The organism is Streptomyces aurantiacus, assembly GCF_027107535.1.
GTDB lineage: Bacteria > Actinomycetota > Actinomycetes > Streptomycetales > Streptomycetaceae > Streptomyces.
Genome location: NZ_CP114283.1, coordinates 2,281,616 through 2,306,420, shown reverse-complemented (window position 1 = coordinate 2,306,420; position 24,805 = coordinate 2,281,616). Strand labels below are relative to the sequence as shown.

The following is a 24,805-nucleotide window of genomic DNA, read 5'->3' as shown; positions in this document are numbered from 1 at the left end:
TCGGACTTCAGGTCAAGCCCGGTCGTCGCGCCGGAGGGTTCACCCGGGCCGGAGCGGCAACCCGCCCGGTCATGGAAGCGAACCGGCCCCTGACGGCGAAGGACAGCCCCGGCAAGCTGCCCGGACGCTCGTGGTGGGCCGTGGTGCGGCGCACGGTGAAGGAGTTCCAGGACGACGAACTCCCCGATCGCGCCGCCGCGTTGACGTACTACGGGGTCCTGTCGCTGTTCCCCGCGCTCCTGCTCCTGGTGTCCTTGCTCGGCGTGGTCGGCGACCGCGTCACCGACAGGCTGCTCGACAACGTCCAGCGGCTCGCCCCGGGCCCGGCCCGGGACATCCTGCGCGACGCGGTGGTCCAGCTCGGCGACAGCGGCGGCACCGGCGGCCTTCTCGCGGTCGTCGGCATCCTCGTGGCCGTCTGGTCCGCGTCCGGCTACGTGGCCGCGTTCATCCGTTCCTCGAACGCGGTCTACGACCTCCCGGAGGGCCGTCCGGTCTGGAAGCTGACCCCGCTGCGGCTGGCCCTGACGGTCGTCCTGATGCTGATGCTCGCCGCGAGCGCGCTGATCGTGGTGTTCACCGGCCCGCTCGCCGAGCGCGTGGGCGCGGCCTTCGGGCTGGGCGACGCGGCGATCGCCACGTGGTCGGTCGCCAAGTGGCCCGTCCTGGTGCTGCTGGTCGTCCTCATGATCACGCTGCTGTACTGGGCCGCCCCCAACGTCCGCGGCCGCGGCTTCGGCCGGATCAGCCCGGGCAGCCTCCTCGCCGCCGTCCTCTGGCTGCTGGCCTCGGCGGCGTTCGCGGTCTACGCCGCCCACTTCAGTCTCTACAACAAGACGTACGGGACGCTCGCGAGCGTCATCGTCTTCCTGGTGTGGCTCTGGCTCACCAACCTGGCGATCCTGCTCGGCCTGGAGTTCGACGCGGAGCTCGCCCGGGAGCGGGCGATCACGGACGGGATGCCGGCGACCGAGGAGCCGTACGTGGAGCCGAGGGACATCCGGAAGTGGCCCGCGCGGCTTCGCGCCTCGTGGCTGCGCAGTCACCGTGGGGACGGCGAGACCGGGTAGGACCGCGAAGAGCGGCGAACCGGACAGGACCACAGCGGGCGGCGGGGCCGAACCTCTCCGCCCCGCCGCCGCCCTGGAACCACCCGATCGCCGCTCGCCGTGCTCCGCCCGGTCGATGACGCCCGCGCCCGGCCGGTGGTGCGCGTACCCGTCCGGTCAGCGGTGGCCGTTGCGCCGCCGACGCAGCAGCCAGGCCGCCACGACCGCTCCGGCCCCGGCGACCAGGACGGGCTTGCGGTACCTCAGCCCGGCCTGGACGACCGCGGTCGCGGCGTCGCGCACCGGCTGCGGCACGTGTTCCTGGACGACGTGCCCGGCCTGGACGGCCTTGCCCTGCACGACATGCCCGGCCTCGGTGGCCTTCCCCTGTACGACGTGGCCCGCCTGCGCCGCCTTGCCCTGCACGACGTGGCCGGCCTCGGCGGCCTTGCCCTTCAGCTCGGCGCTCCGGGCCTTCGCACGAGCCCGTACGTCGACCTTCGCCGCCAACTCCTCGACCGTGACGCCGAGTTGCTCTCGGGTCGTCTCGATCCGGCGTCGCAGCTCCTCCGGCCCCTCGGCCGCGTCGGTGGGACTGTCCGTGGCGCCGCCGGCCTGCACGGCATCGTTCCTGTCGTTCATCGGTGCGCCCTTTCCTTGATCTCGTCGACGTCGGCCCGCACGCTGTCCATCGCCTGCTCGGGCAGCGGCGGGGTGGCGCGGCTGAATTGCGCGCGGCCGGTCTTCGCCAGCACCCCCGCGACCACGAAGAGCACGACTGTGACGATCAGTGCCGCCGCCCACACGGGCAGCACCAGGGAGAGTGCGGCGGCGCCGGTCGCCGACAGGGCCATCAGCCCCACGTAGGCGACGGCACCGGCCGCGCCGAGCAGCCCGCCGCCGCGCCCCGCACGCCGCCCCTTCTCCGTCAGTTCCTCCTTCGCGAGCTGTATTTCCTGCCGTACGAGCTCGGAAAGCTGTTCCGTGGCCTGCCCGACGAGTTCACCCACCGAGTGCTGCTCCTCCGGCCGCCGGTCCGTGGTCCCGGTCATGGCGTCCTGCCTCCTTTCGTCCGGGGCCGCCCGGGTACCCTGCCGGGCCGCCGCTACCCCTTCCCGGAGCCGCGAGCGCCTGGGCGGGACAGCACCGGGCCGGCGGTACCGGACACCGGTCACCGACCGCCGCACCCGGCGTGGTGGCGCGAACCGGGACGAGCGCCCAGCGCGCCCCAGGAGACACACTCCGTAGCCTTCCTTACGGATAGCGCGTAGGAGAATTAAGTGGAGCTTCCAGGTCGGCGGGCCGAGACTGCTTGCATGACCACGACCACACCTCCCCGTCCTCGTCCCTTCGGCCGCGCGCTCTGCGCGATGGTCACGCCCTTCACCGCCGAGGGGCTGCTCGACCTGGACGGTGCGCAGCGGCTGGCCGAGCGGCTGGTCTCCGAGGGCTGCGACGGACTGGTGCTGTCCGGCACGACCGGGGAGTCGCCGACCACCACGGACGCCGAGAAGTCCGCGCTCGTACGGGCGGTGGCCGAGGCCGTCGGCGACCGTGCCGCGATCGTCGCCGGCGTCGGGACCGCCGACACCCGTCACTCCGTCGAGCTCGCGCTGGACGCCGAGAAGGCGGGCGCGCACGGCCTGCTGGCGGTCACGCCGTACTACAGCAAGCCCCCGCAGGACGCCGTCGAGGCACACTTCCTGACCATCGCGGACGCCTCCGGGCTACCGCTCGCCCTGTACGACATCCCGGGCCGCACCGGCACCCGGATCGAGCCGGAGACCATGCTGCGGCTCGCGGGGCATCCGCGGATCGTCGCGGTGAAGGACTGCGCGTACGACCTGCTCGGCACCCAGAAGGTGCTGGCCCGCACGGATCTCGCGTACTACGCGGGCTGTGACGAGTACGCGCTGGCCCTGTACGCGGTGGGCGCCGCCGGATACGTCAGTACGGTGGCCAACGTCGTGCCGGGTCTGCTGCGGGGCGTCCTGGACGCGTTCGACGCGGGAGACACCGGGGGCGCCGCGCACCGCCAGCGACGGGCCGTCGCGCTCATCGAGGCGATGATGGCCTCGGGCCTGCCGGGCTCGGTCACCGCGAAGGCCCTTCTCAACTCCCTGGGTCTGCCCGCCGGTCCGGTGCGGGCACCGCTGCGGCCCGCCGGCCGGGAGGTGGTCGACGGGCTGCTGGCCGAGTACGAGCGGCTGGTGGCCTCCTGATCGGGGTCCCTGCCGAGGGCTCGGCGTCCGCTCAGCGGGCGGCGAAGACCGGGTTCCAGCGCCCGGGCGCGCCGTCGTTCCCCTTGCGGAAACCGCTCAGCGGGATGGTCTTGTCACTGCCGATCGTGACGAGCACGAGCCGGTTGTGGAACTCGTTCGAGCCGGGTGTGATGTCCCAGGCGATGAGCCGCTTGTTGTCGGCCCAGGCGAGCAACTGCTGGCCGGGGATCTTGTGGAGCCGCTTGCCGGTGTAGGGGTCGTTGATCTCGGACGCGGTGGTCTTGATGCCGCCCGCGAAGTCGCCGGCGGCGAGCTTGCCGTCCGGGGAGAGGCGGGCGTCGACGGACCAGTGCAGGTACTTCTCCTTGGCCGGCGTGGCGACCTCGTTGCCCTCGAAGTCGTAGTACTGCACGTTGGGTTCCATGATGAGCCCCGAGTACACCAGCTTGGCGTCGGCGCTGAAGGCGAAGTCCTGGCGGGCGTTGAGGGACCCCCCGGGCATGTCGTCGTCGTTCTTGTGCACCGTGACCTTGCTCCAGGATCCCTTGCCGGAGTCGGCGTCGAGGACGTAGAAGCCGGTCCGGTGCGACTCGCCCCACTGCGGTCCCCAGTCGTTCTTCTTGCCGTCCCCGTCGGCGTCGTTGGGAGCCAGCTCCTGCATGTCGGGGTTCTTGCTGTACGTCGTCGCCACGAGCTTGCTGCCGTCGGCCGAGAAGCTGACGCCCGCGACGGCGCGGTCGACGGTGATCCAGCGCTCGACCTCGCCGGTGAGCAGGTCGAGCAGCCCGATCCGCTTGGTGGGCAGCCCTTTCTCCAGGACGGCGGCGGTGCGCATGCCGGGAGCGACGTCCAGGAAGGACCACTTCGGGCTCTTCACGTACTTGCCGGTCTTCTGGTCGAGCAGGTGGTAGCTGCGCTGGAACACGCCCCGGTCCGCGCCCGTCAGGACGGTGCCGGCCGTGTAGTAGGCGGCCATCGCGGTGTCGCCCACCGCGATGAAGTCGCGCGGGGGTGTCTGGTCCGGGTGGGCGATGATGTCGCTCTGGTTCATCTGGGTGGCGAGCCGCGACTCGTCCTTGCCGTCGTACAGGACCGGGACGGCCACTCCGACGGCGACGGCGACCGCCGTGGCGACCGCGGCGCCGGCGATCGTACGGGTACGGCGGCGGCGGCGGACGGCGAGGACGCGGCCCGCGAAGCCGGGCTGCGGGGTCGTGGTCTCCGAGGCCTGCTCGTGCAGGGCGTCGCGGACGAGCTGATCCATGTTCACGGACGTACCTCCACTGGCGAGAAGTCACGGGACGGGTTCTGTTCGGCGTCGGACAGGCCGAGGACGGCCAGCTCCGGCGCCAGGGCGCGCAGCCGGGCGAGCGAGCGGTGTGTGGTGGACCGCACGGTCCCGACCGAGCAGCCGAGGATGCGGGCCACGTCGGCCTCCGGCAGGTCCTCGAAGTACCGCAGCACGAGCACGGTCCGCTGCCGGGCGGTGAGCCGCGCCAGCGCTCCCCGCATCACGATCCGCAGCTCGGTGGCGGAGGAGGCGTCGGCGCCGCCCGTCGCCTCGGGCGGCTCGGCGACGGTCAGTTCCCGCCGCCGCCACTTCAGCCGCCACCGGCTCACCTGCTGCCGGTACAGGATCTGCCGTACGTACGCCTCCGGCTCGTCGATCCGATGCCACCGCCCGGCGGCCTTGATCAACGCGTTCTGCAACAGGTCCTCGGCCGCGTGCCGGTCCCCGCCGCTGAGCAGCACAGCTGTCTTCAGCAGCGCCGACGACCGGTTCTCCACGAACTCATGGAACCGCTCGTGCCCCTGGGCATCCATCGTCACCTTCTCTTCCCCGCGGGTTCGTCCCCCCGCTCCCACTCGTACTGACGCGCGGGGGTGCCTGCCGCTATGCCGCATGCGATGAGAAATTCTCACGGTCCGGTCGGCTCCGGCCGCGGCGCGCGGGCCGGCGGGTGCCCGCACAACGCCGAGCGCCCTCCCACGGCTGTGGGAGGGCGCTCGGTTCGAGCAGGTCGCGGCGCGGCTCAGTTGTGGCTGTGGAGCACCTCGTTGAGGCCGCCCCACACCGCGTTGTTCGGCCGCGCCTCCACCTTCCCGGTGACCGAGTTGCGGCGGAACAGGATGTTGGAGGCACCGGACAGCTCACGGGCCTTGACGATCTGGCCGTCGGGCATCGTGACCCGGGTCCCGGCGGTGACGTACAGCCCGGCCTCGACGACGCACTCGTCACCGAGGGCGATGCCGACGCCCGCCTCCGCCCCGATCAGGCAGCGCTCGCCGATGGTGATGCGGACGTTGCCGCCACCCGACAGCGTGCCCATGGTGGAGGCGCCGCCGCCGATGTCCGAGCCGTCGCCGACCACGACACCGGCGGAGATACGGCCCTCGACCATCGACGTGCCGAGCGTGCCGGCGTTGAAGTTCACGAAGCCCTCGTGCATGACCGTGGTGCCCTCGGCGAGGTGCGCGCCGAGACGGACCCGGTCGGCGTCGGCGATGCGGACGCCCTTCGGCGCCACGTAGTCGGTCATGCGCGGGAACTTGTCGATGGACGTCACGGCCAGGTGGAGGCCCTCGGCGCGGGCGTTCAGCCGGGCCTTCTCCACATCGTCCACCGCGACCGGGCCGAGCGAGGTCCAGGCGACGTTGGCGAGGTGGGCGAACAGCCCGTCGAGGCTCTGCCCGTGCGGCTTCACCAGCCGGTGCGAGAGCAGGTGCAGGCGCAGGTAGGCGTCGTGCGCGTCGACCGGCTTCTCGTCGAGCGAGGCGATGACCGTACGGACCGCGACCACTTCGACGCCCCGGCGGGCGTCCGGGCCGATCGCCTTCACGGCGCCCTCGCCGAGCAGTTCCACCGCGCGTTCGGCGGGCAGCCGCTCGGAGCCGGAGGGGCCGGGCTCGGCGACCAGTTCGGGAGCCGGGTACCACGTGTCGAGGACGGTGCCGTCGGTGGCGATCGTGGCGAGCCCGGCGGCGACGGCGCCGGTGGTGCGTGTAGCAGTCGTGTCGGTCATGAGGGAAACCTAACGGGCGCGGAGCCGTCCGGGCGAACTCGTGGACGGGCCGTCTCAGGGAACGGGCGCCGAACGGGCGTGGCGTCCGTTCCCCGAGCGCGTCCGGCCGGGTGTCCGGGCGGTCCTCGCACCCCCGTGGCGCGGACCGCCCGTGCTCATGGGGTCAGCTGCGACGGCCGGCCTTGTCGACCACCGCCATGGCCACGGTCGAGTTGCCGCCGACGACCTTGCCGCCCTCGGTGAGCCGCCTGCCGACGACCCGGTAGGTCTGCGGGTCGAGCAGCCACTCGTCTCCCATGTTCAGGCCCTTCGGCCCGGCGTCCGTCCCCTCGTACCGCAGTGCGATCACCGGGCGTCCGGCGGCGTTCCGTACGACGTGGTCGGTGACCTCGCCGCCCGGCAGGGTCGCGAGCGCGCGGTAGAGCCCGGCCAGCCCTTCGGACGGCATCACCTGGGTGTCGAGGAGGACGCTGATCTCCCGGTAGTCCCGCTGCGTCTCGGTCTCTCCCTCGATGTCCCCGATCGCGTGCTCGTCGCGGATCACCTCGAGCGCCTTCTCACCGTCGGCCGGCACGGTGGTCATGAACCGGTACATCTCGCGCGGCGAGCGGTCGTCGCCCTCTCCCCCGTTCTCCAGCCGCATGCTGCGGATCTCGAGCTTCGCCCCCGGCATGGGCAGGACGGAGCCGATGGCGCTGCCGTCGTAGCGGATCCACTGCCGGGAGCTGAAGTGGTTCGTCCGCCCCTCCTCGGGGGGCTTCCGTCCGTCCTCCTGGACGGTCTCGGTGTAGATCCACTGCTTGGCGCGCGGCACCGTGACCGGTCCCTGCCGCTCCACCGCCCGGGCCGCCCGTTCCAGCAGCTCGGCCGCGCTCATCCCCTTCAGGCTGACGCTCGGGGAGGCCGCGGGCCGGACCGTCCGGCCGGAGTCGCTGCCCTCCGCCAGCACGGACGCCGTGACGGCGACCGCGGTCACCGATGCCACGACGGCGGCGATGACGAACTTCCGGCGCCCCCACACCGCGTGGGACCGCCATCCCGTCGTCGCCGCCTCGGCCAGTCGCGCGCGCCCGGGGGCGAGCCGCGCCCGGTCCGGGACGGGCGCATCCGCACGGAGGTTCCGTACCTCGGTCATCTCGTCCATGTCAGATCACCTCCGGGGTGTCCGGTACGAATGCGGGATCGGCGCCCAGGGCGGTACGCACCTTGCGCCGGGCTCTGTTGAGCCGGGAGCGGACCGTCCCGACGGGTATGTCCAGGGCCTCCGCGACCTCCTGGTACGTGAGGTCGGCCCAGGCGACGAGCAGCAGCACGTGCCGGTCCCCCGCCGGCAGTGCGGCCAGGGCGCCGGCGAGCGGTGCCTGCGCGGCGACGCGGTTCTCGGTCTCCTCCACCCATGACGCGGCGACCGGGTCGGTCCCGGTCCGGGCCAGTGCCCTGAGGGCCCGGACCTCGGTGCGGCGCTGCTTGCCGATGAGGTTGCCCGCGATGCCGTAGAGCCAGGGGCGCGCGTTGGCCCGGGTCAGGTCGTAGCGGGTGCGGATCCGGAACGCCGTGAGGAACGTGTCCGCCGTGATGTCGTCGGCCGCCCCGTCCCCGAGCCGCCGGGTCACGTACCGGTGGATGTCCGGCGCGTACCGGTCGTAGAGCCGGGCGAACAGCTCCGGTTGCTCCAGAGACTGGGCGACGACCTCGGCGTCGTCGTGCACCTCGGCCTCCGGTGCCGGTGGTCCGGTCACAAGTCCTCCCCCTGTTGGTCGTGCCGAGCCTTTCACCGCCTGTTCCCCGCAGGGCGGCGGAAGGTTCACGGTTCCCGCGCGGCGGACGGAGGGAGAGGGCCGAAGGCGGGCAGCGCGGGAAGGGGACGCAGAGGGGGTGGGTTCAGGGGATCATCCGCGCCAGCATCTCGCGGGCGTACGCCTCGTCGTACTCCGTGCCCGTCAGGAGCACCTGCAGACAGATGCCGTCCACCAGCGCGACGAGCGCCCGCGCGGTGGCCTGGTCCGTGCGGCGGCCGATGCGGTCGGCGAGGTCGTGGCACCATTCGGCGGCGACGGGGCGCAGGGCGGGGCGGCGCAGGGCGGCGAGGTACAGCTCGTACTCGAGCTCCGCCCCGGCGCGGTCGCCCGCCAGCCACTCGCCCGTCACCGCGGCGAGTTCGCCGGCCAGGTCGGCGTCGGTGTCCTCGAAGGAGCCCCTCGCGGCGAGCACCCGCGCGAAGCCCTCGTTCGCCTGCCGCAGCGCGGCGACCATCAGCTCGTCGAGGGTCCGGAAGTGGTACGTCGTCGAGCCGAGCGGCACATCCGCCTCGGCCGCCACCGAGCGGTGGCTCAGTCCGGCGATACCCCTGGCGGCCACGACGCGGATCGCCGCGTCGATGATCCTCTGCCGTCGCGCGGGGTCGTAACGCCGGGCCATCAGCGGCCGCCGCCCGAAGTCATCAGTGCGCCCCGCCCACGTTCAGCACGACGACCCCGCCGATGATCAGCGCTGTTCCGGCGAACTTGGTGAAGCTCAGCCCCTCCCCGAGGAACACGATCCCGATCACCACGATGGCCGCCGTGCCGAGCCCGGACCAGATCGCGTACGCCGTGCCGACGGACACGGTCTTGAGCGTCTGCGCGAGCAGTACGAAGGCGATGATGTAGCCGAGGGCGGTCAGCACGGACGGCCAGAGCTTGCTGAAGCCGTCGCTGTACTTCATGGCGGTCGTGGCGGCCACTTCCGCGGCGATGGCTCCGGTGAGCAGCGCGTATCCCATGCGTACGAAGGTACGCATCGATATGTACGCCCGTACGCAGAACCGGAAAGCCCGTCCGGGACGCGCACCTCCCGTGGCCGCGGTCCCCGTCGGCGCCACGCGGACCCCGCGACGGCCGGCTGTGCGAATGTGCGCACCGAGCTTCCCTCGTTCGCTCGTTTTCCTTATGGAACAGGGCAGTTACCGCTGGTTACTGTGCGGCACTCCGGACCGCTGTCGCACCCATGGAGACAAACATGAGCACTGGAGTCCCCCCTCGTCGCGCCCGGTGGCTGCGCCCACTGGCGGCGGGAGCGCTCGCCGTGGCCGCGCTGACCGCGACACCCTCGGCCGGCGGGGCGCCGGCCGCCGCCGACGGGGCCCGCACCGAGACACCGGTGTCCTCCGCGTCCCCGGTCAAGGGCATCACGGAGACCCAGGTCTCGCTGCGGATCCCGCTGCCGGCCTCCGTCGGGGCCCACCCGGCGCGCTGCGACCGGCTGTCGTACCTGCGCTACCGCTCCTCCGACGGACCGTCGAGGTCGGCCGACGCCGACCGGATCCTGGTCGCCCAGCCCGGCATCCTGGAGGGCGCGGGCGCCTTCGACAGCGTGGCCCGCAACACGGTGCGGGCGGCGGCGGACCAGGGCGACCACATCGAGTTCTGGGCGCTGGACCGGCGCTCCAACTGCCTGGAGGATAACGCCGGGGTCGCGACGGGCAGCGTGGGGAAGGCGGTCGGCTACTACTACGGGGGCCAGAAGGTGGACGGCCGCGCCTTCGACGGATTCCTGACGAGCGATCAGGTGGGCTGGCTCGGCGAGGTCGGCCTGGAGCAGACCGTCCGGGACCAGTACGACCTGCTGACCGCCGAACTGCCCGACCAGAAGCTGCGCAAGGAGAAGGTGCTGTGCGGCGGGCACTCGCTCGGCGGGGTGCTCACCGGCGTCTTCTCCACCTGGGACTTCGACGGGAACAGCGCGACGAAGGCGGACGCGGGCTTCAACCAGTGCGCGGGCTACTTCGCCCTGGACACGACGATCGCCGTCAACCTCGACGACCTGAACGGCGGTTCGGGCACCCTCGACGGCGGCCTGCTGCCCAAGGGCATGGTCCCGGAGACGGGCCTCGGCTTCACCGCCGTACAAGCCGGCCTGCGTACCGGCGTCCTGCCCCGCTTTCTCGCGCTTCCTGCGGTGCTCAACCCGGAGATCATGAACGTGCTCGCGATCAGCGGACTGGCCGCGCGCACCGCACCCGACACACAGTCAACGCTCCAGGACGCGCTGCCGGAGAACACCAACATCGAGACGACGTCCCGCACGATGTTCTCGAAGAACGCGGCCGTGTTCCTGAGCGGAAAGCCGACGATCCGCGACTTCCGCCTCACCAACGAGGCGGTCCTGGGCGCCTTCATGGACGACAACTCGGCTCCGTTGTCCTTCATCCAGACCAGCGTGGGCCTCTTCGACGGCGGCCGGATCGCCGACAAGAACTTCCCGGTCTCGAACGACGTCCAGGGCTCGCCCGCCCTGTTCGGAACGGAGCTGAAGGCGATCCCGGACGAGCCGGGCGGCCCTCTCTACACCTGGCGCAACTTCGACCGGGTGGGCGCGGCGGACGACCCGGTGCACCGCTCGGCCGACGGCACGCCGTTCACGACGGCCGCCAAGGAGGTGTCGGACATCGGGGAGTTGGCCCGCAGTCTCTCCGAGCAGCCGCTGGACTTCACCGAGGACTACTTCCCGACGAAGCTCATCACGGACATATCCCTGGTGGACGACCCGCGAATCGCACGGCACATGGTGCACTCCGCAGGCCCGACCGCCAATCCGGCGATCACCTTCGTCGCGGGTGACGGCATCCTCGCCGACCACGTGCCGGCGGACAAGAACCCCATCGTCCTTCCGGGTTACCAGCACCTGGACGTCCTGACGGCGGCCCCGGTCCAGAACGGCGGAGGCCGCGAACGGATCGCCACGCTCCTGTCGGCCTTCGGTGCGCGTTAGGCCCTGAGAGGAAATCCCCCCGGCCGCACGCGTGGATCCGCTTCGGCGCCCGAACTCCCCCTTCGGGCGCCGGAACCGCCTCCTCAGGGCCCTGATCTCTAATCCTTAAGCCTTGAACTATCTTTCCCGGCCGACACGTTCGACGATCGGCGGCAACTGTCGGACAGTCGTTGCGGCTTCCGGCGGAAACCGCTCTCAGAAACGCTTACTCGAAGCGCACAGGTTCCACTAATGTTCCCCTCGTCGCGCACGCGGATCCCCCGGCCACAGCCGTACCGCGTGCCCGCGACCTCCGCCTCCTTCTTGTGCCACGCCCTTGTGCCACGACACATGACCGATCCGCGTCCGCCCTCGGCGACGCTGGGGGAACCGCGCATGCCAGAAAGAAAGACCGGGTCGGCTCCCGACCCGTCGGCCCACCCCCCGAAGGTGTGGGAGACCGGCGAATCCCTGGACGAGTCCCGCATACCCGGAACACGCAGGCTCTGGCTGGCCGGAGCACTCCTCGTGGCGGTCCTCGCCTCCACCGTGACGGCGGTGACCGTGCTGGAGGACGGCACGGGCACGTCGACGAAGGACCAGAAGCAGAACACCACGTCCGCCGCGGACGAACCGGTCACGCCCCGCGTGCCCGCCGCGACGGCACCGAGTGGGAAGAGCGGCCTGGCCGCTCCGGAGGGCCCCAAGGAGAAGGAGGACGGCACGTCCTCCGCACCCGAGGACAAGCAGCAGGGCGGCGCGAAGCCCGATCCCGTCACGCGGCCCTCGAAGTCCGCCTCCCCCAAGCCGTCCACCCCGCTGAAGTCCGTCCGGGCGGTCAACTACCCGGACCGCTACTGGCACCTCTCGTACGACTCGGTACGCCTCGACCAGGTGAGCTCCCACAGCTCGTCCCGGACCAGGCAGGAGGCCTCCTTCAAGGTCGTCCCCGGCATCGCCGACTCCAGCTGTGTCTCCTTCTCGCTGGGCGACAAGCGCTACCTGCGCCACCAGAACTTCCGCCTGCGTGCGGACCGGCACGACGGCTCCGAGTACTTCAAGCAGGACGCCACGTTCTGCCCCCGCCCGTCGGTCCACTCCGGAGCCGTCGCGCTGGAGTCGTACAACTTCCGCGGCCGCTTCCTGCGCCACCGCAACTTCGAGCTCCGTCTGGACCCGGCCGAGTACAACCAGCTCTACCTGGCGGACTCGGCGTTCCGGCTGGTCAAGGGATTGAGCTGAGCAAGAGACCGGGCTGAGCGAGCCGCTCACGGTGTCCGCCGACGCGCGACACCGCCCCCACACGAGCGAGGCCCCCGGCGGACATGCCGGGGGCCTCGCTCGTACAGCCGGGTGTCAGACGTTGAAGCCCAGCGCCCGGAGCTGGTCACGGCCGTCGTCCGTGATCTTGTCCGGGCCCCACGGCGGCATCCACACCCAGTTGATGCGCAGTTCGTTGACGATGCCGTCCGTGGCGGACTTGGCCTGGTCCTCGATGACGTCGGTCAGCGGACAGGCCGCCGACGTCAGGGTCATGTCGATCGTCGCGATGTTCGCGTCGTCGACGTGGATGCCGTAGATCAGCCCGAGGTTGACGACGTCGATGCCCAGCTCGGGGTCGACCACGTCGTACAGGGCCTCTCGGACTTCTTCCTCCGAGGCCGGTTTCATCTCGATGGTCTCGCTCATGCCGTCTTCCTTTCGGCGCCGGCCTCGCCCAGGGCCTGGGCCGTCGCGTCCTTCCAGGCCATCCAGCTCAGCAGCGCGCACTTGACGCGGGCCGGGTACTTGGAGACCCCGGCGAACGCGACCGCGTCCTCCAGGACCTCCTCCATCGCGTCGTCCGGTGTGATGCGGCCCTTGGACTGCATCAGCTCCAGGAAGGTCTCCTGGATCTTCTGCGCGTCGGTGAGCTGCTTGCCGACGAGGAGCTCGTTCAGCACGGAGGCCGAGGCCTGGCTGATGGAGCAGCCCTGGCCCTCGTACGAGACGTCGCTGATCGTCGTGCCGTCGTACTTCACGCGCAGGGTGATCTCGTCGCCGCACGTCGGGTTGACGTGGTGCACCTCGGCGTCGCCGTCCCGCAAGCCCCGGCCGTGCGGGTGCTTGTAGTGGTCCAGGATGACTTCCTGGTACATCGAATCCAGCTTCACGGTTTCAGCACGCCCCTCAGCCGAAGAAGTTCCGTACGTGCTCCAGACCGTCGACCAGTGCGTCGATCTCGGCCGGCGTGGAGTACAGATAGAACGACGCTCGCGTGGTCGCAGGAATTCCGTAGCGCAGGCAGACGGGGCGGGCGCAGTGGTGTCCCACCCGGACCGCGATGCCCTGCTCGTCGAGGACCTGGCCCACGTCGTGCGGGTGGATGTCACCCAGCGTGAACGAGATCGCCGCGCCGCGGTCCTCGGCCGTCGTCGGGCCGATGATCCGCAGGTCCGGGACCTCCGCGAACCGCTTCACCGCGTACTCGGTGAGCGCGTGCTCATGGGCGAGGATCTTGTCCATGCCGATCGCGCTCAGGTAGTCGATCGCCGCACCGAGACCGACCGCCTGGGCGATCGGCGGGGTGCCCGCCTCGAACTTGTACGGGGCGGGAGCGTACGTCGACGAGTGCATCGACACCGTCTCGATCATCTCGCCGCCGCCGAGGAACGGAGGCAGGTCCTCCAGCAGCTCCTGGCGGCCCCACAGGACGCCGATGCCGGTCGGGCCGCACATCTTGTGGCCGGTGAAGGCCACGAAGTCGGCCTGCAGCGCCTGCACGTCCAGCGGCATGTGCGGGGCGGCCTGGGAGGCGTCGATGCAGACCAGCGCACCGACCTCCTGCGCGCGGCGCACTATCGCCTCGACCGGGTTGACCGTGCCCAGGATGTTCGACACCAGCACGAAGGAGACGATCTTCGTCTTCTCGTTGATGATCTCGTCGATGTTGGACAGGTCGAGACGGCCGTCGTCGGTGAGGCCGAACCACTTCAGCTTCGCGCCCGTGCGCTGCGCCAGCAGCTGCCACGGCACGATGTTGGAGTGGTGCTCCATCTCCGTGATGACGATCTCGGTCTCGTGGTCCACGCGGTAGGGCTCGTCGGCCCAGCCGAGCATGTTGGCCACGAGGTTGAGCGACTCGGAGGCGTTCTTCGTGAAGATCACCTCGTCGCGGCTCGGCGCGTTGATGAACGCGGCGACCTTGTCGCGCGCGCCCTCGTACAGCGCCGTGGCCTCCTCCGCGAGCACATGCACGCCGCGGTGGACGTTGGCGTTGTAGTTCTCGTAGTAGCCGCTGAGTGCGTCCAGCACCTGGCGCGGCTTCTGCGAGGTCGCCGCGTTGTCCAGGTACACGAGCTTCTTACCGTCGTGGACCCGGCGGTCCAGGATGGGGAAGTCCTTACGGATCGCCTCGGTGTCGAGGAGGCCCGGCAACTGCGTCACGCTGATGCGCCACCCTTCGTGTATACCTCGTAGCCCTCGTTCTCCAGCTTGTCGGCGAGTTCGGCGCCGCCGGACTCGACGATCCGGCCGCCGGAGAAGACGTGCACGTGGTCGGGCTTGATGTAGCGCAGGATGCGCGTGTAGTGCGTGATCAGCAGGGTGCCGACCTCACCGGTCTCACGGACGCGGTTGACGCCCTCGGAGACGACGCGCAGGGCGTCGACGTCCAGGCCGGAGTCCGTCTCGTCGAGGATCGCGATCTTCGGCTTGAGCAGCTCCAGCTGGAGGATCTCGTGGCGCTTCTTCTCACCGCCGGAGAAGCCCTCGTTCACGTTGCGCTCGGCGAAGGAGGTGTCCATGTTGAGACGCTCCATGGCCTCCTTGACCTCCTTGACCCACAGCCGCAGCTTGGGGGCCTCGCCGCGGATCGCGGTGGCGGAGGTGCGCAGGAAGTTGGAGACCGAGACACCGGGGACCTCGACCGGGTACTGCATCGCCAGGAACAGGCCCGCGCGGGCACGCTCGTCGACGGACATCTCCAGGACGTCCTCACCGTCGAGGGTGACGGTGCCGCCGGTGATCGTGTACTTCGGGTGACCCGCGAGGGAGTAGGCGAGCGTCGACTTGCCGGAGCCGTTCGGGCCCATGATGGCGTGCGTCTCGCCCTGCTTCACGGTGAGGTCGACGCCCTTGAGGATCTCCTTCGTGGCGTTGTCGGCCTCGACGGTGACGTGCAGGTCTCGGATTTCAAGCGTTGCCATGGGTACCTCAGGACTCCTGGGTGAGGGAGGCGTGGACGTCGACGAAGACGCTGCCCCCTTCGATCTTTACGGGATATACGGGGACGGGGCGCGTCGCGGGGAGACCGGACGGCTTACCGGTTCTGAGGTCGAACGCGGAGCCGTGCAGCCAGCACTCGATCTGACAGTCCTCCACCTCGCCCTCGGAGAGCGAGACGTTCGCGTGCGAGCAGATGTCGTGGATCGCGAACACCTCCCCCTCGGTCTGCACGAGCGAGACCGGCGTGCCGTCGAGTTCCACCCGCTTCGGGGTGTCCTTCTCCAGCTCGCTCAGGTCGCAGGCGCGTAGGAAGGCAGTCATCAGACCGACGCCTCCAGCTCCTCGTCGATCTTCACGAGAAGGCGCTCCTGGATGTCGTCGACACCGATCTGCTGGACCAGCTCGGCGAAGAAGCCTCGGACCACCAGGCGACGGGCCTCGTCGGCCGGGATGCCGCGGGCCATCAGGTAGAAGAGCTGCTCGTCGTCGAAGCGGCCGGTCGCCGAGGCGTGGCCCGCGCCGACGATCTCGCCGGTCTCGATCTCGAGGTTCGGCACGGAGTCGACCCGGGCGCCGTCGGTCAGAACCAGGTTCCGGTTCATCTCGTACGTGTCCGTGCCCTCGGCCTTGGCCTCGATGAGGACGTCACCGATCCACACCGCGTGGGCGCCCTCGCCCTGGAGCGCGCCCTTGTAGACGACGTTCGACTTGCAGTGCGGGGTGTTGTGGTCGACGAGGAGGCGGTGCTCCTGGTGCTGGCCGGCGTCCGTGAAGTACAGGCCGAAGAGCTCGGCCTCGCCGCCGGTGCCGGCGTAGGCGATACGCGGGTGCAGGCGTACGAGGTCGCCGCCGAAGGTGACCACGAACGACTTGAAGGTGGCGTCGCGGCCGATCAGCGCGTTGTGCTGGGCCACGTGCACGGCCTTGTCGTCCCAGTCCTGGACGGAGACGACGGTCAGCTTGGCGCCGTCCCCGAGGAGGTAGTCGACGTTGGCGGCAAGTACGGCGTCACCGGTGTGGTCGATGACGACGACGGCCTCGGCGAAGGCTCCGAGCTCGACGACCTGGTGGGCGTAGGCGACGCCGCCCTCGCCGTGCACGGCGATGCGGATCGGCTCGGTGAGCACGGTGTCCTTGGGGACGGTGATCACGCCGGCCTTCTCGAACGCCGAGTACGCCTGGGCGGCGATGCGGTCCACCGGGGTGCCGGCCCTGCCGAGGCGGGCGTCGTCACGGCCGACGGCCTCGATCGTGACGCCCTCGGGCGCCTGGACGTCGACCTTCAGGCCGTCGCCGGTGGCGGCCGCGGTGCCGTCGTGCAGGCCGCGCAGCCGCTCCAGCGGAGTGAACCGCCACTCCTCCTCGCGGCCGTGGGGGACCGGGAAGTCCCCCACGTCGAAGGACGGGGGCGCGCTCATGCGCGTGGCGACGGTCGACTCGGCGGCCACCGCGATCTGGCCCGCGGTGGTGGAGCCCACAGGGATGTTTTGCGCCTCAGCCATGGCTGTCGGTCTGCTCTCTTCCTACGTCGGAAATCTAACGACTGCTGGGGGCGGGTCTAGCCGACCGCGCCTTCCATCTGCAGCTCGATCAGCCGGTTGAGCTCCAGGGCGTACTCCATGGGCAGCTCCTTCGCGATGGGCTCGACGAAGCCGCGCACGATCATGGCCATCGCCTCGAACTCGGTCATGCCCCGGCTCATCAGGTAGAAGAGCTGATCGTCACTGACCTTGGAGACGGTGGCCTCGTGGCCCATGGACACGTCGTCCTCGCGGACGTCCACGTACGGGTACGTGTCGGAGCGCGAGATGGTGTCGACGAGCAGCGCGTCGCACAGCACGTTGGACTTGGAGCCGTGGGCGCCCTCGCCGATCTCGACGAGACCGCGGTAGGACGTACGGCCGCCACCGCGCGCCACGGACTTCGAGACGATGTTGGAGGAGGTGTTCGGCGCCATGTGGACCATCTTGGAGCCGGCGTCCTGGTGCTGGCCCTCGCCGGCGAAGGCGATGGACAGGGTCTCGCCCTTGGCGTGCTCGCCCATCAGGTAGACGGCCGGGTACTTCATGGTGACCTTGGAGCCGATGTTGCCGTCGACCCACTCCATGGTCGCGCCCTCGTAGGCCACGGCACGCTTGGTGACCAGGTTGTAGACGTTGTTCGACCAGTTCTGGATGGTCGTGTAGCGGCAGCGGGCGCCCTTCTTCACGATGATCTCGACCACCGCGGAGTGCAGGGAGTCCGACTTGTAGATCGGCGCCGTGCAGCCCTCGACGTAGTGGACGTAGGCGTCCTCGTCGACGATGATCAGCGTCCGCTCGAACTGGCCCATGTTCTCCGTGTTGATACGGAAGTAGGCCTGGAGTGGGATCTCCACGTGCACGCCCTTCGGCACGTAGATGAAGGAGCCGCCGGACCACACCGCGGAGTTCAGCGACGCGAACTTGTTGTCGCCGACCGGGATGACGGTGCCGAAGTACTCCTTGAAGAGCTCCGGGTGCTCCTTCAGCGCCGTGTCGGTGTCCATGAAGATGACACCCTGCGCCTCGAGCTCCTCGTTGATCTGGTGGTAGACGACCTCGGACTCGTACTGGGCCGCGACACCGGCGACGAGGCGCTGCTTCTCCGCCTCGGGGATGCCGAGCTTGTCGTACGTGCTCTTGATGTCCTCGGGCAGGTCCTCCCAGGACTGCGCCTGCTTCTCCGTGGAACGCACGAAGTACTTGATGTTGTCGAAGTCGATGCCGGAGAGGTCGGAACCCCAGTTCGGCATGGGCTTCTTGTCGAACAGGCGCAGGCCCTTGAGACGGAGCTTGGTCATCCACTCCGGCTCGCTCTTCTTCGCGGAGATGTCCCGGACGACGTCCTCGTTGATACCGCGCTTGGCAGAGGCACCAGCCACGTCGGAGTCGGCCCAGCCGTATTCGTAGTTGCCCAGACCCTCGAGCTCGGGGTGGGCGGTCTCCTCGATGGGGAGTGTCATGCGGGGTTCCTCCCGGCGGTACGTGCGGATGCGTGATCAGTGGTCTTGGGAAGCGTGGAAATCTTGGGGATGAACGTCGTGCAGACCCCGTCGCCGTGGGCGATGGTGGCCAGCCGCTGGACGTGCGTCCCCAGCAACTGGGAGAAGACCTCGGTCTCCGCCTCGCACAGCTGCGGGAACTGCTCGGCGACATGGGCGACCGGGCAGTGGTGCTGGCAGAGCTGCTCGCCGACCGGTGCACTGCGCGCCGTTGCAGCGTACCCGTCCGCGCTCAGGGCCTTGGCCAGCGCTTCGGCACGCTTCTCGGGGGCGACGGACTCGACGGCCCTGCGGTACGCCTCGGCCTGGGCGGCCATCCTGGCGCGGGCGAAGGCGACGAGCGCCCCTTCCCCGCCCTCACGCTCGGCGATCCAGCGCAGGGCGTCGGCGGCGAGCTTGTCGTAGGACTGGTCGAAGGCGTCCCGGCCGCAGTCGGTCAGGGCGAACACCTTGGCGGGCCGTCCGCGCGTACGGGCGCCGTAGACCCGCTGCTCGCGGGCCTCCACGACGTCGTCGGAGACGAGGGCGTCAAGGTGACGGCGGACGGCGGCCTGGGTCAGGCCCAGCCGTCCGGCCAGGTCGGCCACGGTCGACGGGCCGTGGTCCAGGATGGAGCGCGCGACGCGGTTGCGCGTGGAGCGCTCACCGGTCGCGAGTTCCTCCTGAGGGGCCCCCGAGGGGGTCTCCCGAACCTCACCGACGTTTTTCACAACGCCATTGTTGCGTAATTCCTCAGAGACTGACAAGCCGCGTCCACGCCGGGCAGGGTGCGGTGCATCACTTAGGTAAACCTAATCTGACCTGCGGCAATGATCTTTGATCGATCAAATTCGGTGGCGGCACACGGGGTCGTCGGCGAGACTGCCGAACCATGCCGACACCCCCTCCGACCGGCCCTCTCGTCACGCGCGCCACCCTCGCCGCGGACCTGCGCGCACTCGGTGTGCGCCCCGGCGAGACGCTCCTCGCGCACTCGTCGCTCCGTTCCCTCGGCTGGGTCAACGGAGGTGCCGTCGCCGTCGTACAGGGACTGCTCGACGCGCTCGGCCCCGACGGCACTCTCGTGGTTCCCACCCAGTCCGGGGACCTCTCCGACCCGGCCCTGTGGAGCAACCCGGCCGTGCCCGAACAGTGGTGGCCGACGATCCGCGCCACGATGCCCGCGTACGACCCGCTCGTGACGCCCTCGCGCGGCGTGGGCGTCGTCCCGGAGACCGTGCGCACCTGGCCCGGCGCCCTGCGCAGCGCGCATCCGCAGACCTCGTTCGCGGCCGTCGGCCCGGGCGCGGCGGCGGTCGTCGGGGACCACGCCCCGGACTGCCGGCTGGGCGAGCGCAGCCCGCTGGCCCGCCTGGAGGAGAGGGGCGCCCGGGTGCTGCTGCTCGGCGCGGGCTACGACTCCTGCACCGGTTTCCACCTCGCCGAGTACCGGATCCCCTCGCCCCGGGCCGAGGTGGGGAGGTCCGTGCTCACTCCGGAGGGGCCGCGCTGGGAGGTCGTGACGGAGGTCTCGGTCAGCTCGGAGGAGTTCGACAGCCTGGGTGCCGACTTCGAGCGGGACCGGCCGGTCGTGCGTGGCCGGGTGGGCGCGGCCGACGTGCGGTTGTTCCCCCTGGCCGACGCAGTGGCCTACGCGCAGCGGTGGCTCGCGCTGCACCGCTCGCGGGAGGAATGGATCATGGACGACGCGCCCGTCCCGCGTCGCTCGTGACCCGACCCGCCCTCCGGCACCCGCCCGCCCGTCCCTAGACTTGGCGCTCATGCGAAGCGAGGCCGCCCATGCGAAGTGAGCCAGTCGTCCAGGTCAACGGTCTGGTGAAGCGGTACGGCAGGAAGACCGCGGTGGACGGCCTGGACCTGGTGGCCCGGGCGGGCGTCACCGCCGTGCTCGGCCCCAACGGCGCGGGCAAGACGACCACCGTCGAGAGCTGCGAGGGATACCGCAGGCCGGACTCCGGAACCGTCCGTGTGCTGGGCCTCGACCCGGTGCGCGAGGCATCCGCCCTGCGCCCCCGCGTCGGCGTGATGCTCCAGTCCGGCGGCGTCTACTCCGGCGCCCGCGCCGACGAGATGCTCCGGCACGTGGCCGGGCTGCACGCGCATCCGCTGGACGTGGACGCGCTGATCGAGCGCCTGGGCCTCGGCAGTTGCGGCCGGACGACGTACCGCCGGCTCTCGGGGGGCCAGCAGCAGCGCCTCGCGCTCGCCATGGCCGTCGTCGGCCGCCCCGAGCTGGTCTTCCTGGACGAGCCGACCGCGGGCCTCGACCCGCAGGCACGCCGGGCCACCTGGGAACTCGTACGCGATCTGCGCACCGACGGTGTCTCGGTGATCCTGACCACGCACCACATGGACGAGGCCGAGCAGCTCGCCGACGACGTGGCGATCATCGACGCGGGCCGGGTCATCGCCCAGGGTTCCCCCGAGGAGCTGTGCCGCGGCGGCGCCGAGAACACCCTCCGCTTCAGCGGTCGCCCCGGCCTGGACGTGACCTCCCTCCTCAAGGCCCTCCCGGCCGACTGCACGGCGGCCGAGCCGACCCCGGGCACGTACCGGGTCGGCGGCAAGATCGACCCGCAGCTCCTCGCGACCGTCACGACCTGGTGCGCCCAGCACGGGGTGATGCCGGAGAAGATCTCCGTGGAGCGGCACACCCTGGAGGACGTCTTCTTGGAGCTCACCGGTAAGGAGCTGCGCGGATGAGTGCGGAATCGGACGTTCGGGCCACGGGCGGGGGCACGTACGCGCCGAGGCCGGGAGCGGCCCCGCTGCCCCGGATGATCGCGGCGCAGGCGGCGCTCGAGACGAGGATGCTGCTGCGCAACGGCGAGCAGCTGCTTCTGACCGTGATCATCCCGACGCTGCTGCTCGTGCTGTTCAGCGCGGTGGACGTCGTCGACACGGGCGAGGGCGAGGCCGTCGACTTCCTGGCGCCGGGCATCCTCGCGCTCGCCGTGATGTCGACGGCGTTCACCGGTCAGGCGATCGCGACGGGCTTCGAGCGGCGGTACGGCGTGCTGAAGCGGCTCGCCGTCTCGCCCCTGCCCCGCTGGGGCCTGATGACGGCCAAGACGCTGTCCGTGCTGGTCACGGAGGTGCTCCAGGTGATTCTCGTGACGGTCATCGCCCTGACGCTCGGCTGGTCGCCGGAGGGCAACCCTTTCGCCGTACTGCTGCTCCTCGTCGTCGGCACCGCCGCCTTCTCCGGTCTCGGTCTCCTCATGGCGGGCACGCTGAAGGCAGAGGCCACGCTGGCCGCCGCGAACCTGGTCTTCCTGCTGCTGCTCGTGGGCGGCGGGGTGATCGTCCCGCTGGACAAGTTCCCGGCGGCGGCGCAGGACGTCCTCGGCCTGCTGCCGATCACAGCGCTCTCGGACGGTCTGCGGGACGTGCTGCAGCACGGGTCCGGCATGCCCTGGGCGGACCTCGGGATCCTCTCCGTGTGGGCCGTGGTGGGCCTCGCGGCCGCCGGCAGGTTCTTCCGATGGGAGTGACGGCACGGTGGCGGAAGGTGGCAGGGAGGGGGCTCGTGAACGCGTGCACAAGCAGCCCCCTACGATGGATCCCGTGCCAAACGTGACCCGAGCGGACGCCGCTCAAGCCGTGCGCAACCCGCTCGCCTTCATCGCCGGGCGCTGGACCCCGTCACCCCGGACGGTCCGGCGCGCCGCGCTCGCCGCGCTCGTCATGGCGGTGCTGATCGTGGTCACCGGTGGTGCCGTCCGGCTGACGGGCTCGGGCCTCGGCTGCCCGACCTGGCCGAAGTGCACCGACGACTCGCTGACCACCACGAGCGAGATGGGCGTGCACGGCGTCATCGAGTTCGGCAACCGCATGCTGACGTACGTCCTGTGTGCCGCGGTCGGCTGGGCGATCATCGCCGCGCGCTCGCAGAAGCCGTACCGGCGCAGCCTCACCCGGCTCGGCTGGACGCAGTTCTGGGTCGTCATGGGCAACGCCGTCCTCGGTGGCGTCGTCGTCCTCGTCGGCCTCAACCCGTACACGGTCGCCGCCCACTTCCTCCTCTCCACCGCTCTGATCGCCGTCGCCACGGTGATGTGGCAGCGCACCCGGGAGGGCGACGACGCGCCGCGCCCGCTGGTGGGCAAGCCGGTGCTGCAGATGGCGTGGATCCTGGTCGCCACCACCGTGCTGCTGATCGCGGTGGGCACGGTCGTGACCGGCGCCGGCCCGCACGCCGGTGACTCCAGCGAGGTCGAGCGCATCCCGCTGAACTGGGAGAACGTCACCAAACTGCACGCGGTCCTGGCCTGGATCGTGGTGACGCTGGCCTTCGCCCTGTGGTTCGTGCTGAAGGCCGTCGACGCGCCCCCGGCTCCCCTGCACCGCACCCGCGATCTCTTCCTGGTGCTCCTCGCGCAGGGAGCGATCGGCTACGTCCAGTACTTCACCGACCTCCCGGAGGTCCTGGTCGGCCTCCACATGTTCGGCTCCTGCCTGGTGTGGATCGCCACCCTCCGGGTGCTCCTGGCGCTGCGGGAGCGGCCCGAGATCGTGGCGGAACTGCCGGGCCAGTCGACACGGTCGGCACTCAGCCGCACCTGAGCGGACGTCGGGCGCGCCCGTGCGTCACGTGTACGCGGCCACCAGGCGGTCGATCGCCGGTCCCAGGTAGTCACGGGTGAGCTGACCCCTGCGGGCCGCCCACTCCCGGCCCGTGGCTCCCGGCTCCTCGTACCGCCGTCTCCTGACGTCCTGGACCACCTCGACGGGTGCGCCGAGACCGGGCAGCAGACCGAGGGCCTCCCGCTTGGTGATCAGCCGCCCCTCCCTCAGGGTGACCGCGGCACGGGCGTGGGTGACCAGCCCCAGGTCCACCCACACGTCCTGCGTCCAGTCGGCGGACCGGTCGACCTGCGGTCGCCAGAAGTCCCGCTGGTCCCGCGCGACGAACTCGGCGAGCTCGTCGTCCGTCACGGGCGGCAGCAGCTGCTCGGGCGGCTGCCCGGACAGGACCAGTCCGAAGGTGTGCAGTTCGCGCCGGGTCACCGGCGTGACCGTCCGCTTGAAGAGCCGCTGGTGCGCCCACGTGAGGTGCCGCCGCTCCGCGCCGGCCGCCGTCGCGGGCGTCAGATAGGTGCAGTGCAGTTTGGCGACAAGCGGTTCGGTACGCAGCCTGGCGTGCAGCAGGGCCACCCGCCAGACCGTCCTCGCCGTGATCGTCCCGTCGAGGACCACGATCAGGTCCAGGTCGCTGCGGCCCTCCTGGTAGTCGCCCCCGCCGAGCGAGCCGTGCGCCCACGCGGCGACGGGGGTGAGTCCGCGCAGTTCCGTGAGAAAGCGGTCGAGGAGCCGGTCGGTCGCGCCGCTGCGAGTCATGCACCCAGTCTGTGCAGTTCACTCCACCCCGTACACCCGCCGTGCGTTTCCCGCCGCGATCAGTCCCGCCACCCGCTGCGCGTCGGCCAGCGACCATGCGCCCTCCGCCACCCAGGTGCCGAGCACCCGTGCGAGCGCCTCCCGGAAGAGCCGGGCTCCGACCACGTGGAGCTCGGGCAGCCCGTGGGCCCCGCTGGAGAAGAGGAGCTTGCCGAAGGGGGCGAGCTCCAGGATCTCCGAGAGGACGGCCGCCGCCCGCGCCCCGGTCCGCACGAGCGCCGCGCCCAGGTCGGCGTACACGTGCGGGAAGACCCCGGCGAGGTGCGCCGCGTGCCGGTGGTACGGGTAGCCGTGCAGCAGCACCAGGTCCGTGCCGAGGCCGGCCGTGGCGCGGGCGAAGTCGGTGAGCAGGACGGGATCGGTGCGGTCGATCCGCATGCCCGGTTCGCCGAGACCGGCGTGCAGCTGGAGGGGCAGGCCCGAGGCGACCGCGATCCACAGCAGGTGTCGGAGCAGGACCGGATCGCTCACCGCGCCGCCCACCGGGCGGCCCGCCAGCCACCGCCCCGCCGCGCCCCGCACCTCTCCGGGCCCGGGCGGTTCGGGCGCGAGCGCCAGTCCGTGCCGTACGCCCGCCACCGACGTGAAGGCCACGGCGTGCACGGCCGCCCCGTGCACGGACTCGGCGAGATTGGCGAGAAAGGACTCGACGGTGCCGGAGGTGTCGGCGACCTGCTCGGCGAGCAGTTCGAGCCGGACGATCTCGTGGGCGTCGGCCGCCCCGGTGGAGGCCATCTCGCCGGGGCCGGTGAGGTCGCCCGGCAGCCCCGTGTCGACCAGATAGGTCGTGATGCCGCTTCCCCGCAGCAGCTTGCGCCCCGACTCCAGCACGCCGAGCTCCCGGCGTCGCGCCAGGTAGCGGGCGGGCGGGCAGTGCGGTTCCAGCCCGAGCAGCGGGGGGCACCAGCGGCGTACGGCGAACCCGGTCTGCGTGTCGAAGAAGGTGGTGCCTGCCGCGGGCGGCCCCTCGCCCCTGGCCAGCTGGGCCTCGAAGGTGCCGAGGCCCAGCTCCGTCCGCAGCACGCCGTGGCAGTACTGGTCCACCAGCGACGGCGTTTCGATCATCCGGACTCCCCCCGCGTAAGGGCCCTGCCATTACGGGGCCTAACGGGCGAGACAGGGGTCAGGTGTTGGCCTGGGGACCGCGGGTCGGTC

The 24,805-nt window shown here is 70.8% G+C and carries 27 protein-coding genes; 8 read left to right on the top strand and 19 right to left on the bottom strand.

Going from position 1 to position 24,805, the window contains the following annotated elements; all coding sequences use genetic code 11:
* The first annotated feature begins 71 nt into the window (after nt 1-71).
* Nucleotides 72-1,070 (top strand): YihY/virulence factor BrkB family protein, encoded by a 999-nt coding sequence (locus tag O1Q96_RS11895; protein WP_269248137.1) that lies wholly within the window; start codon nt 72-74, stop codon nt 1,068-1,070.
* Between the two features lie 156 nt (nt 1,071-1,226).
* Here O1Q96_RS11895 and O1Q96_RS11890 read toward each other — a convergent pair whose 3' ends face one another.
* Entirely contained in the window at nt 1,227-1,691 is a 465-nt protein-coding gene (locus O1Q96_RS11890) for a DUF3618 domain-containing protein (RefSeq protein WP_269248136.1), read from the bottom strand.
* Entirely contained in the window at nt 1,688-2,101 is a 414-nt protein-coding gene (locus O1Q96_RS11885; RefSeq protein ID WP_269248135.1) for a phage holin family protein, read from the bottom strand. The genes O1Q96_RS11890 and O1Q96_RS11885 overlap by 4 nt, the downstream gene beginning before the upstream one ends.
* Before the next feature lie 264 nt (nt 2,102-2,365).
* Between O1Q96_RS11885 and dapA the strand changes: the two genes are divergently transcribed.
* Nucleotides 2,366-3,271 (top strand): 4-hydroxy-tetrahydrodipicolinate synthase, encoded by a 906-nt coding sequence (dapA, locus tag O1Q96_RS11880; RefSeq protein ID WP_269248134.1) that lies wholly within the window; start codon nt 2,366-2,368, stop codon nt 3,269-3,271.
* A gap of 31 nt (nt 3,272-3,302) precedes the next feature.
* Here dapA and O1Q96_RS11875 read toward each other — a convergent pair whose 3' ends face one another.
* The 7 genes from O1Q96_RS11875 to O1Q96_RS11845 form a co-directional block, all read right to left on the bottom strand.
* Nucleotides 3,303-4,541 carry a WD40 repeat domain-containing protein gene (locus O1Q96_RS11875; RefSeq protein WP_269248133.1) on the bottom strand — a complete coding sequence of 413 codons (1,239 nt, stop codon included), beginning with the start codon at nt 4,539-4,541 and terminating at the stop codon, nt 3,303-3,305.
* Nucleotides 4,538-5,095, bottom strand: coding sequence for a SigE family RNA polymerase sigma factor (locus O1Q96_RS11870; protein WP_269253573.1), 558 nt, complete (start codon nt 5,093-5,095; stop codon nt 4,538-4,540). Before O1Q96_RS11870 ends, O1Q96_RS11875 begins: the two co-directional genes overlap by 4 nt.
* 209 nt (nt 5,096-5,304) lie before the next feature.
* On the bottom strand, nt 5,305-6,294 hold the full coding sequence (dapD, locus tag O1Q96_RS11865) for a 2,3,4,5-tetrahydropyridine-2,6-dicarboxylate N-succinyltransferase (RefSeq protein ID WP_269248132.1): 990 nt from the start codon (nt 6,292-6,294) through the stop codon (nt 5,305-5,307).
* Between the two features lie 163 nt (nt 6,295-6,457).
* Nucleotides 6,458-7,438 carry a CU044_5270 family protein gene (locus O1Q96_RS11860; protein WP_269248131.1) on the bottom strand — a complete coding sequence of 327 codons (981 nt, stop codon included), beginning with the start codon at nt 7,436-7,438 and terminating at the stop codon, nt 6,458-6,460.
* 1 nt (nt 7,439) lies between these two features.
* On the bottom strand, nt 7,440-8,033 hold the full coding sequence (locus O1Q96_RS11855) for an RNA polymerase sigma factor (protein WP_269248130.1): 594 nt from the start codon (nt 8,031-8,033) through the stop codon (nt 7,440-7,442).
* A gap of 142 nt (nt 8,034-8,175) precedes the next feature.
* Nucleotides 8,176-8,712 (bottom strand): TetR/AcrR family transcriptional regulator, encoded by a 537-nt coding sequence (locus O1Q96_RS11850; protein WP_269248129.1) that lies wholly within the window; start codon nt 8,710-8,712, stop codon nt 8,176-8,178.
* Between the two features lie 22 nt (nt 8,713-8,734).
* Nucleotides 8,735-9,055 (bottom strand): DMT family transporter, encoded by a 321-nt coding sequence (locus tag O1Q96_RS11845; RefSeq protein WP_269248128.1) that lies wholly within the window; start codon nt 9,053-9,055, stop codon nt 8,735-8,737.
* Between the two features lie 236 nt (nt 9,056-9,291).
* Between O1Q96_RS11845 and O1Q96_RS11840 the strand changes: the two genes are divergently transcribed.
* Both O1Q96_RS11840 and O1Q96_RS11835 read left to right on the top strand, forming a co-directional pair.
* Complete coding sequence (locus O1Q96_RS11840) at nt 9,292-11,043, top strand: hypothetical protein (RefSeq protein WP_269248127.1); 1,752 nt, start codon at nt 9,292-9,294, stop codon at nt 11,041-11,043.
* Nucleotides 11,044-11,418: 375 nt separating this feature from the next.
* Nucleotides 11,419-12,264, top strand: coding sequence for an AbfB domain-containing protein (locus O1Q96_RS11835; protein ID WP_269248126.1), 846 nt, complete (start codon nt 11,419-11,421; stop codon nt 12,262-12,264).
* A 114-nt stretch (nt 12,265-12,378) separates the two neighbouring features.
* Here the strand turns inward: O1Q96_RS11835 and O1Q96_RS11830 are convergent, their stop codons facing one another.
* Genes O1Q96_RS11830 through O1Q96_RS11795 form a run of 8 tightly spaced genes read right to left on the bottom strand, consistent with a single transcriptional unit; the run spans nt 12,379 to nt 18,960 of the window.
* A complete protein-coding gene (locus tag O1Q96_RS11830) occupies nt 12,379-12,711 on the bottom strand; it encodes a metal-sulfur cluster assembly factor (protein WP_217460312.1) in 333 nt (110 codons plus the stop codon).
* The gene (gene sufU / locus O1Q96_RS11825; protein ID WP_217460311.1) at nt 12,708-13,175 is read right to left on the bottom strand and encodes a Fe-S cluster assembly sulfur transfer protein SufU; all 468 of its coding nucleotides are present in this window, start codon (nt 13,173-13,175) and stop codon (nt 12,708-12,710) included. Before sufU ends, O1Q96_RS11830 begins: the two co-directional genes overlap by 4 nt.
* 16 nt (nt 13,176-13,191) lie before the next feature.
* A complete protein-coding gene (locus O1Q96_RS11820) occupies nt 13,192-14,448 on the bottom strand; it encodes a cysteine desulfurase (protein WP_269248125.1) in 1,257 nt (418 codons plus the stop codon).
* Nucleotides 14,445-15,209 (bottom strand): Fe-S cluster assembly ATPase SufC, encoded by a 765-nt coding sequence (gene sufC, locus O1Q96_RS11815; RefSeq protein ID WP_269248124.1) that lies wholly within the window; start codon nt 15,207-15,209, stop codon nt 14,445-14,447. The genes O1Q96_RS11820 and sufC overlap by 4 nt, the downstream gene beginning before the upstream one ends.
* Before the next feature lie 7 nt (nt 15,210-15,216).
* Nucleotides 15,217-15,549 (bottom strand): non-heme iron oxygenase ferredoxin subunit, encoded by a 333-nt coding sequence (locus O1Q96_RS11810; protein WP_269248123.1) that lies wholly within the window; start codon nt 15,547-15,549, stop codon nt 15,217-15,219.
* Nucleotides 15,549-16,730, bottom strand: coding sequence for a Fe-S cluster assembly protein SufD (sufD, locus tag O1Q96_RS11805; protein ID WP_269248122.1), 1,182 nt, complete (start codon nt 16,728-16,730; stop codon nt 15,549-15,551). Before sufD ends, O1Q96_RS11810 begins: the two co-directional genes overlap by 1 nt.
* A gap of 56 nt (nt 16,731-16,786) precedes the next feature.
* On the bottom strand, nt 16,787-18,211 hold the full coding sequence (sufB, locus tag O1Q96_RS11800; protein WP_217460306.1) for a Fe-S cluster assembly protein SufB: 1,425 nt from the start codon (nt 18,209-18,211) through the stop codon (nt 16,787-16,789).
* Nucleotides 18,208-18,960 (bottom strand): helix-turn-helix transcriptional regulator, encoded by a 753-nt coding sequence (locus tag O1Q96_RS11795; RefSeq protein WP_269248121.1) that lies wholly within the window; start codon nt 18,958-18,960, stop codon nt 18,208-18,210. The genes sufB and O1Q96_RS11795 overlap by 4 nt, the downstream gene beginning before the upstream one ends.
* Before the next feature lie 161 nt (nt 18,961-19,121).
* Between O1Q96_RS11795 and O1Q96_RS11790 the strand changes: the two genes are divergently transcribed.
* The 4 genes from O1Q96_RS11790 (at nt 19,122) to O1Q96_RS11775 (ending at nt 22,816) form a co-directional block, all read left to right on the top strand.
* Nucleotides 19,122-19,961, top strand: a complete 840-nt coding sequence (locus O1Q96_RS11790; protein WP_269248120.1) for an AAC(3) family N-acetyltransferase — start codon at nt 19,122-19,124, stop codon at nt 19,959-19,961.
* 68 nt (nt 19,962-20,029) lie between these two features.
* Entirely contained in the window at nt 20,030-20,953 is a 924-nt protein-coding gene (locus O1Q96_RS11785) for an ABC transporter ATP-binding protein (RefSeq protein ID WP_269248119.1), read from the top strand.
* A complete protein-coding gene (locus O1Q96_RS11780; protein WP_269248118.1) occupies nt 20,950-21,744 on the top strand; it encodes an ABC transporter permease in 795 nt (264 codons plus the stop codon). Before O1Q96_RS11785 ends, O1Q96_RS11780 begins: the two co-directional genes overlap by 4 nt.
* Before the next feature lie 64 nt (nt 21,745-21,808).
* Complete coding sequence (locus O1Q96_RS11775; RefSeq protein WP_269248117.1) at nt 21,809-22,816, top strand: COX15/CtaA family protein; 1,008 nt, start codon at nt 21,809-21,811, stop codon at nt 22,814-22,816.
* 24 nt (nt 22,817-22,840) lie between these two features.
* Here O1Q96_RS11775 and O1Q96_RS11770 read toward each other — a convergent pair whose 3' ends face one another.
* Together O1Q96_RS11770 and O1Q96_RS11765 are read right to left on the bottom strand one after the other, a co-directional pair.
* The gene (locus tag O1Q96_RS11770) at nt 22,841-23,590 is read right to left on the bottom strand and encodes a nucleotidyltransferase family protein (RefSeq protein WP_269248116.1); all 750 of its coding nucleotides are present in this window, start codon (nt 23,588-23,590) and stop codon (nt 22,841-22,843) included.
* Between the two features lie 18 nt (nt 23,591-23,608).
* On the bottom strand, nt 23,609-24,715 hold the full coding sequence (locus O1Q96_RS11765) for an amidohydrolase family protein (protein WP_269248115.1): 1,107 nt from the start codon (nt 24,713-24,715) through the stop codon (nt 23,609-23,611).
* Between the last annotated feature and the right edge of the window lie 90 nt (nt 24,716-24,805).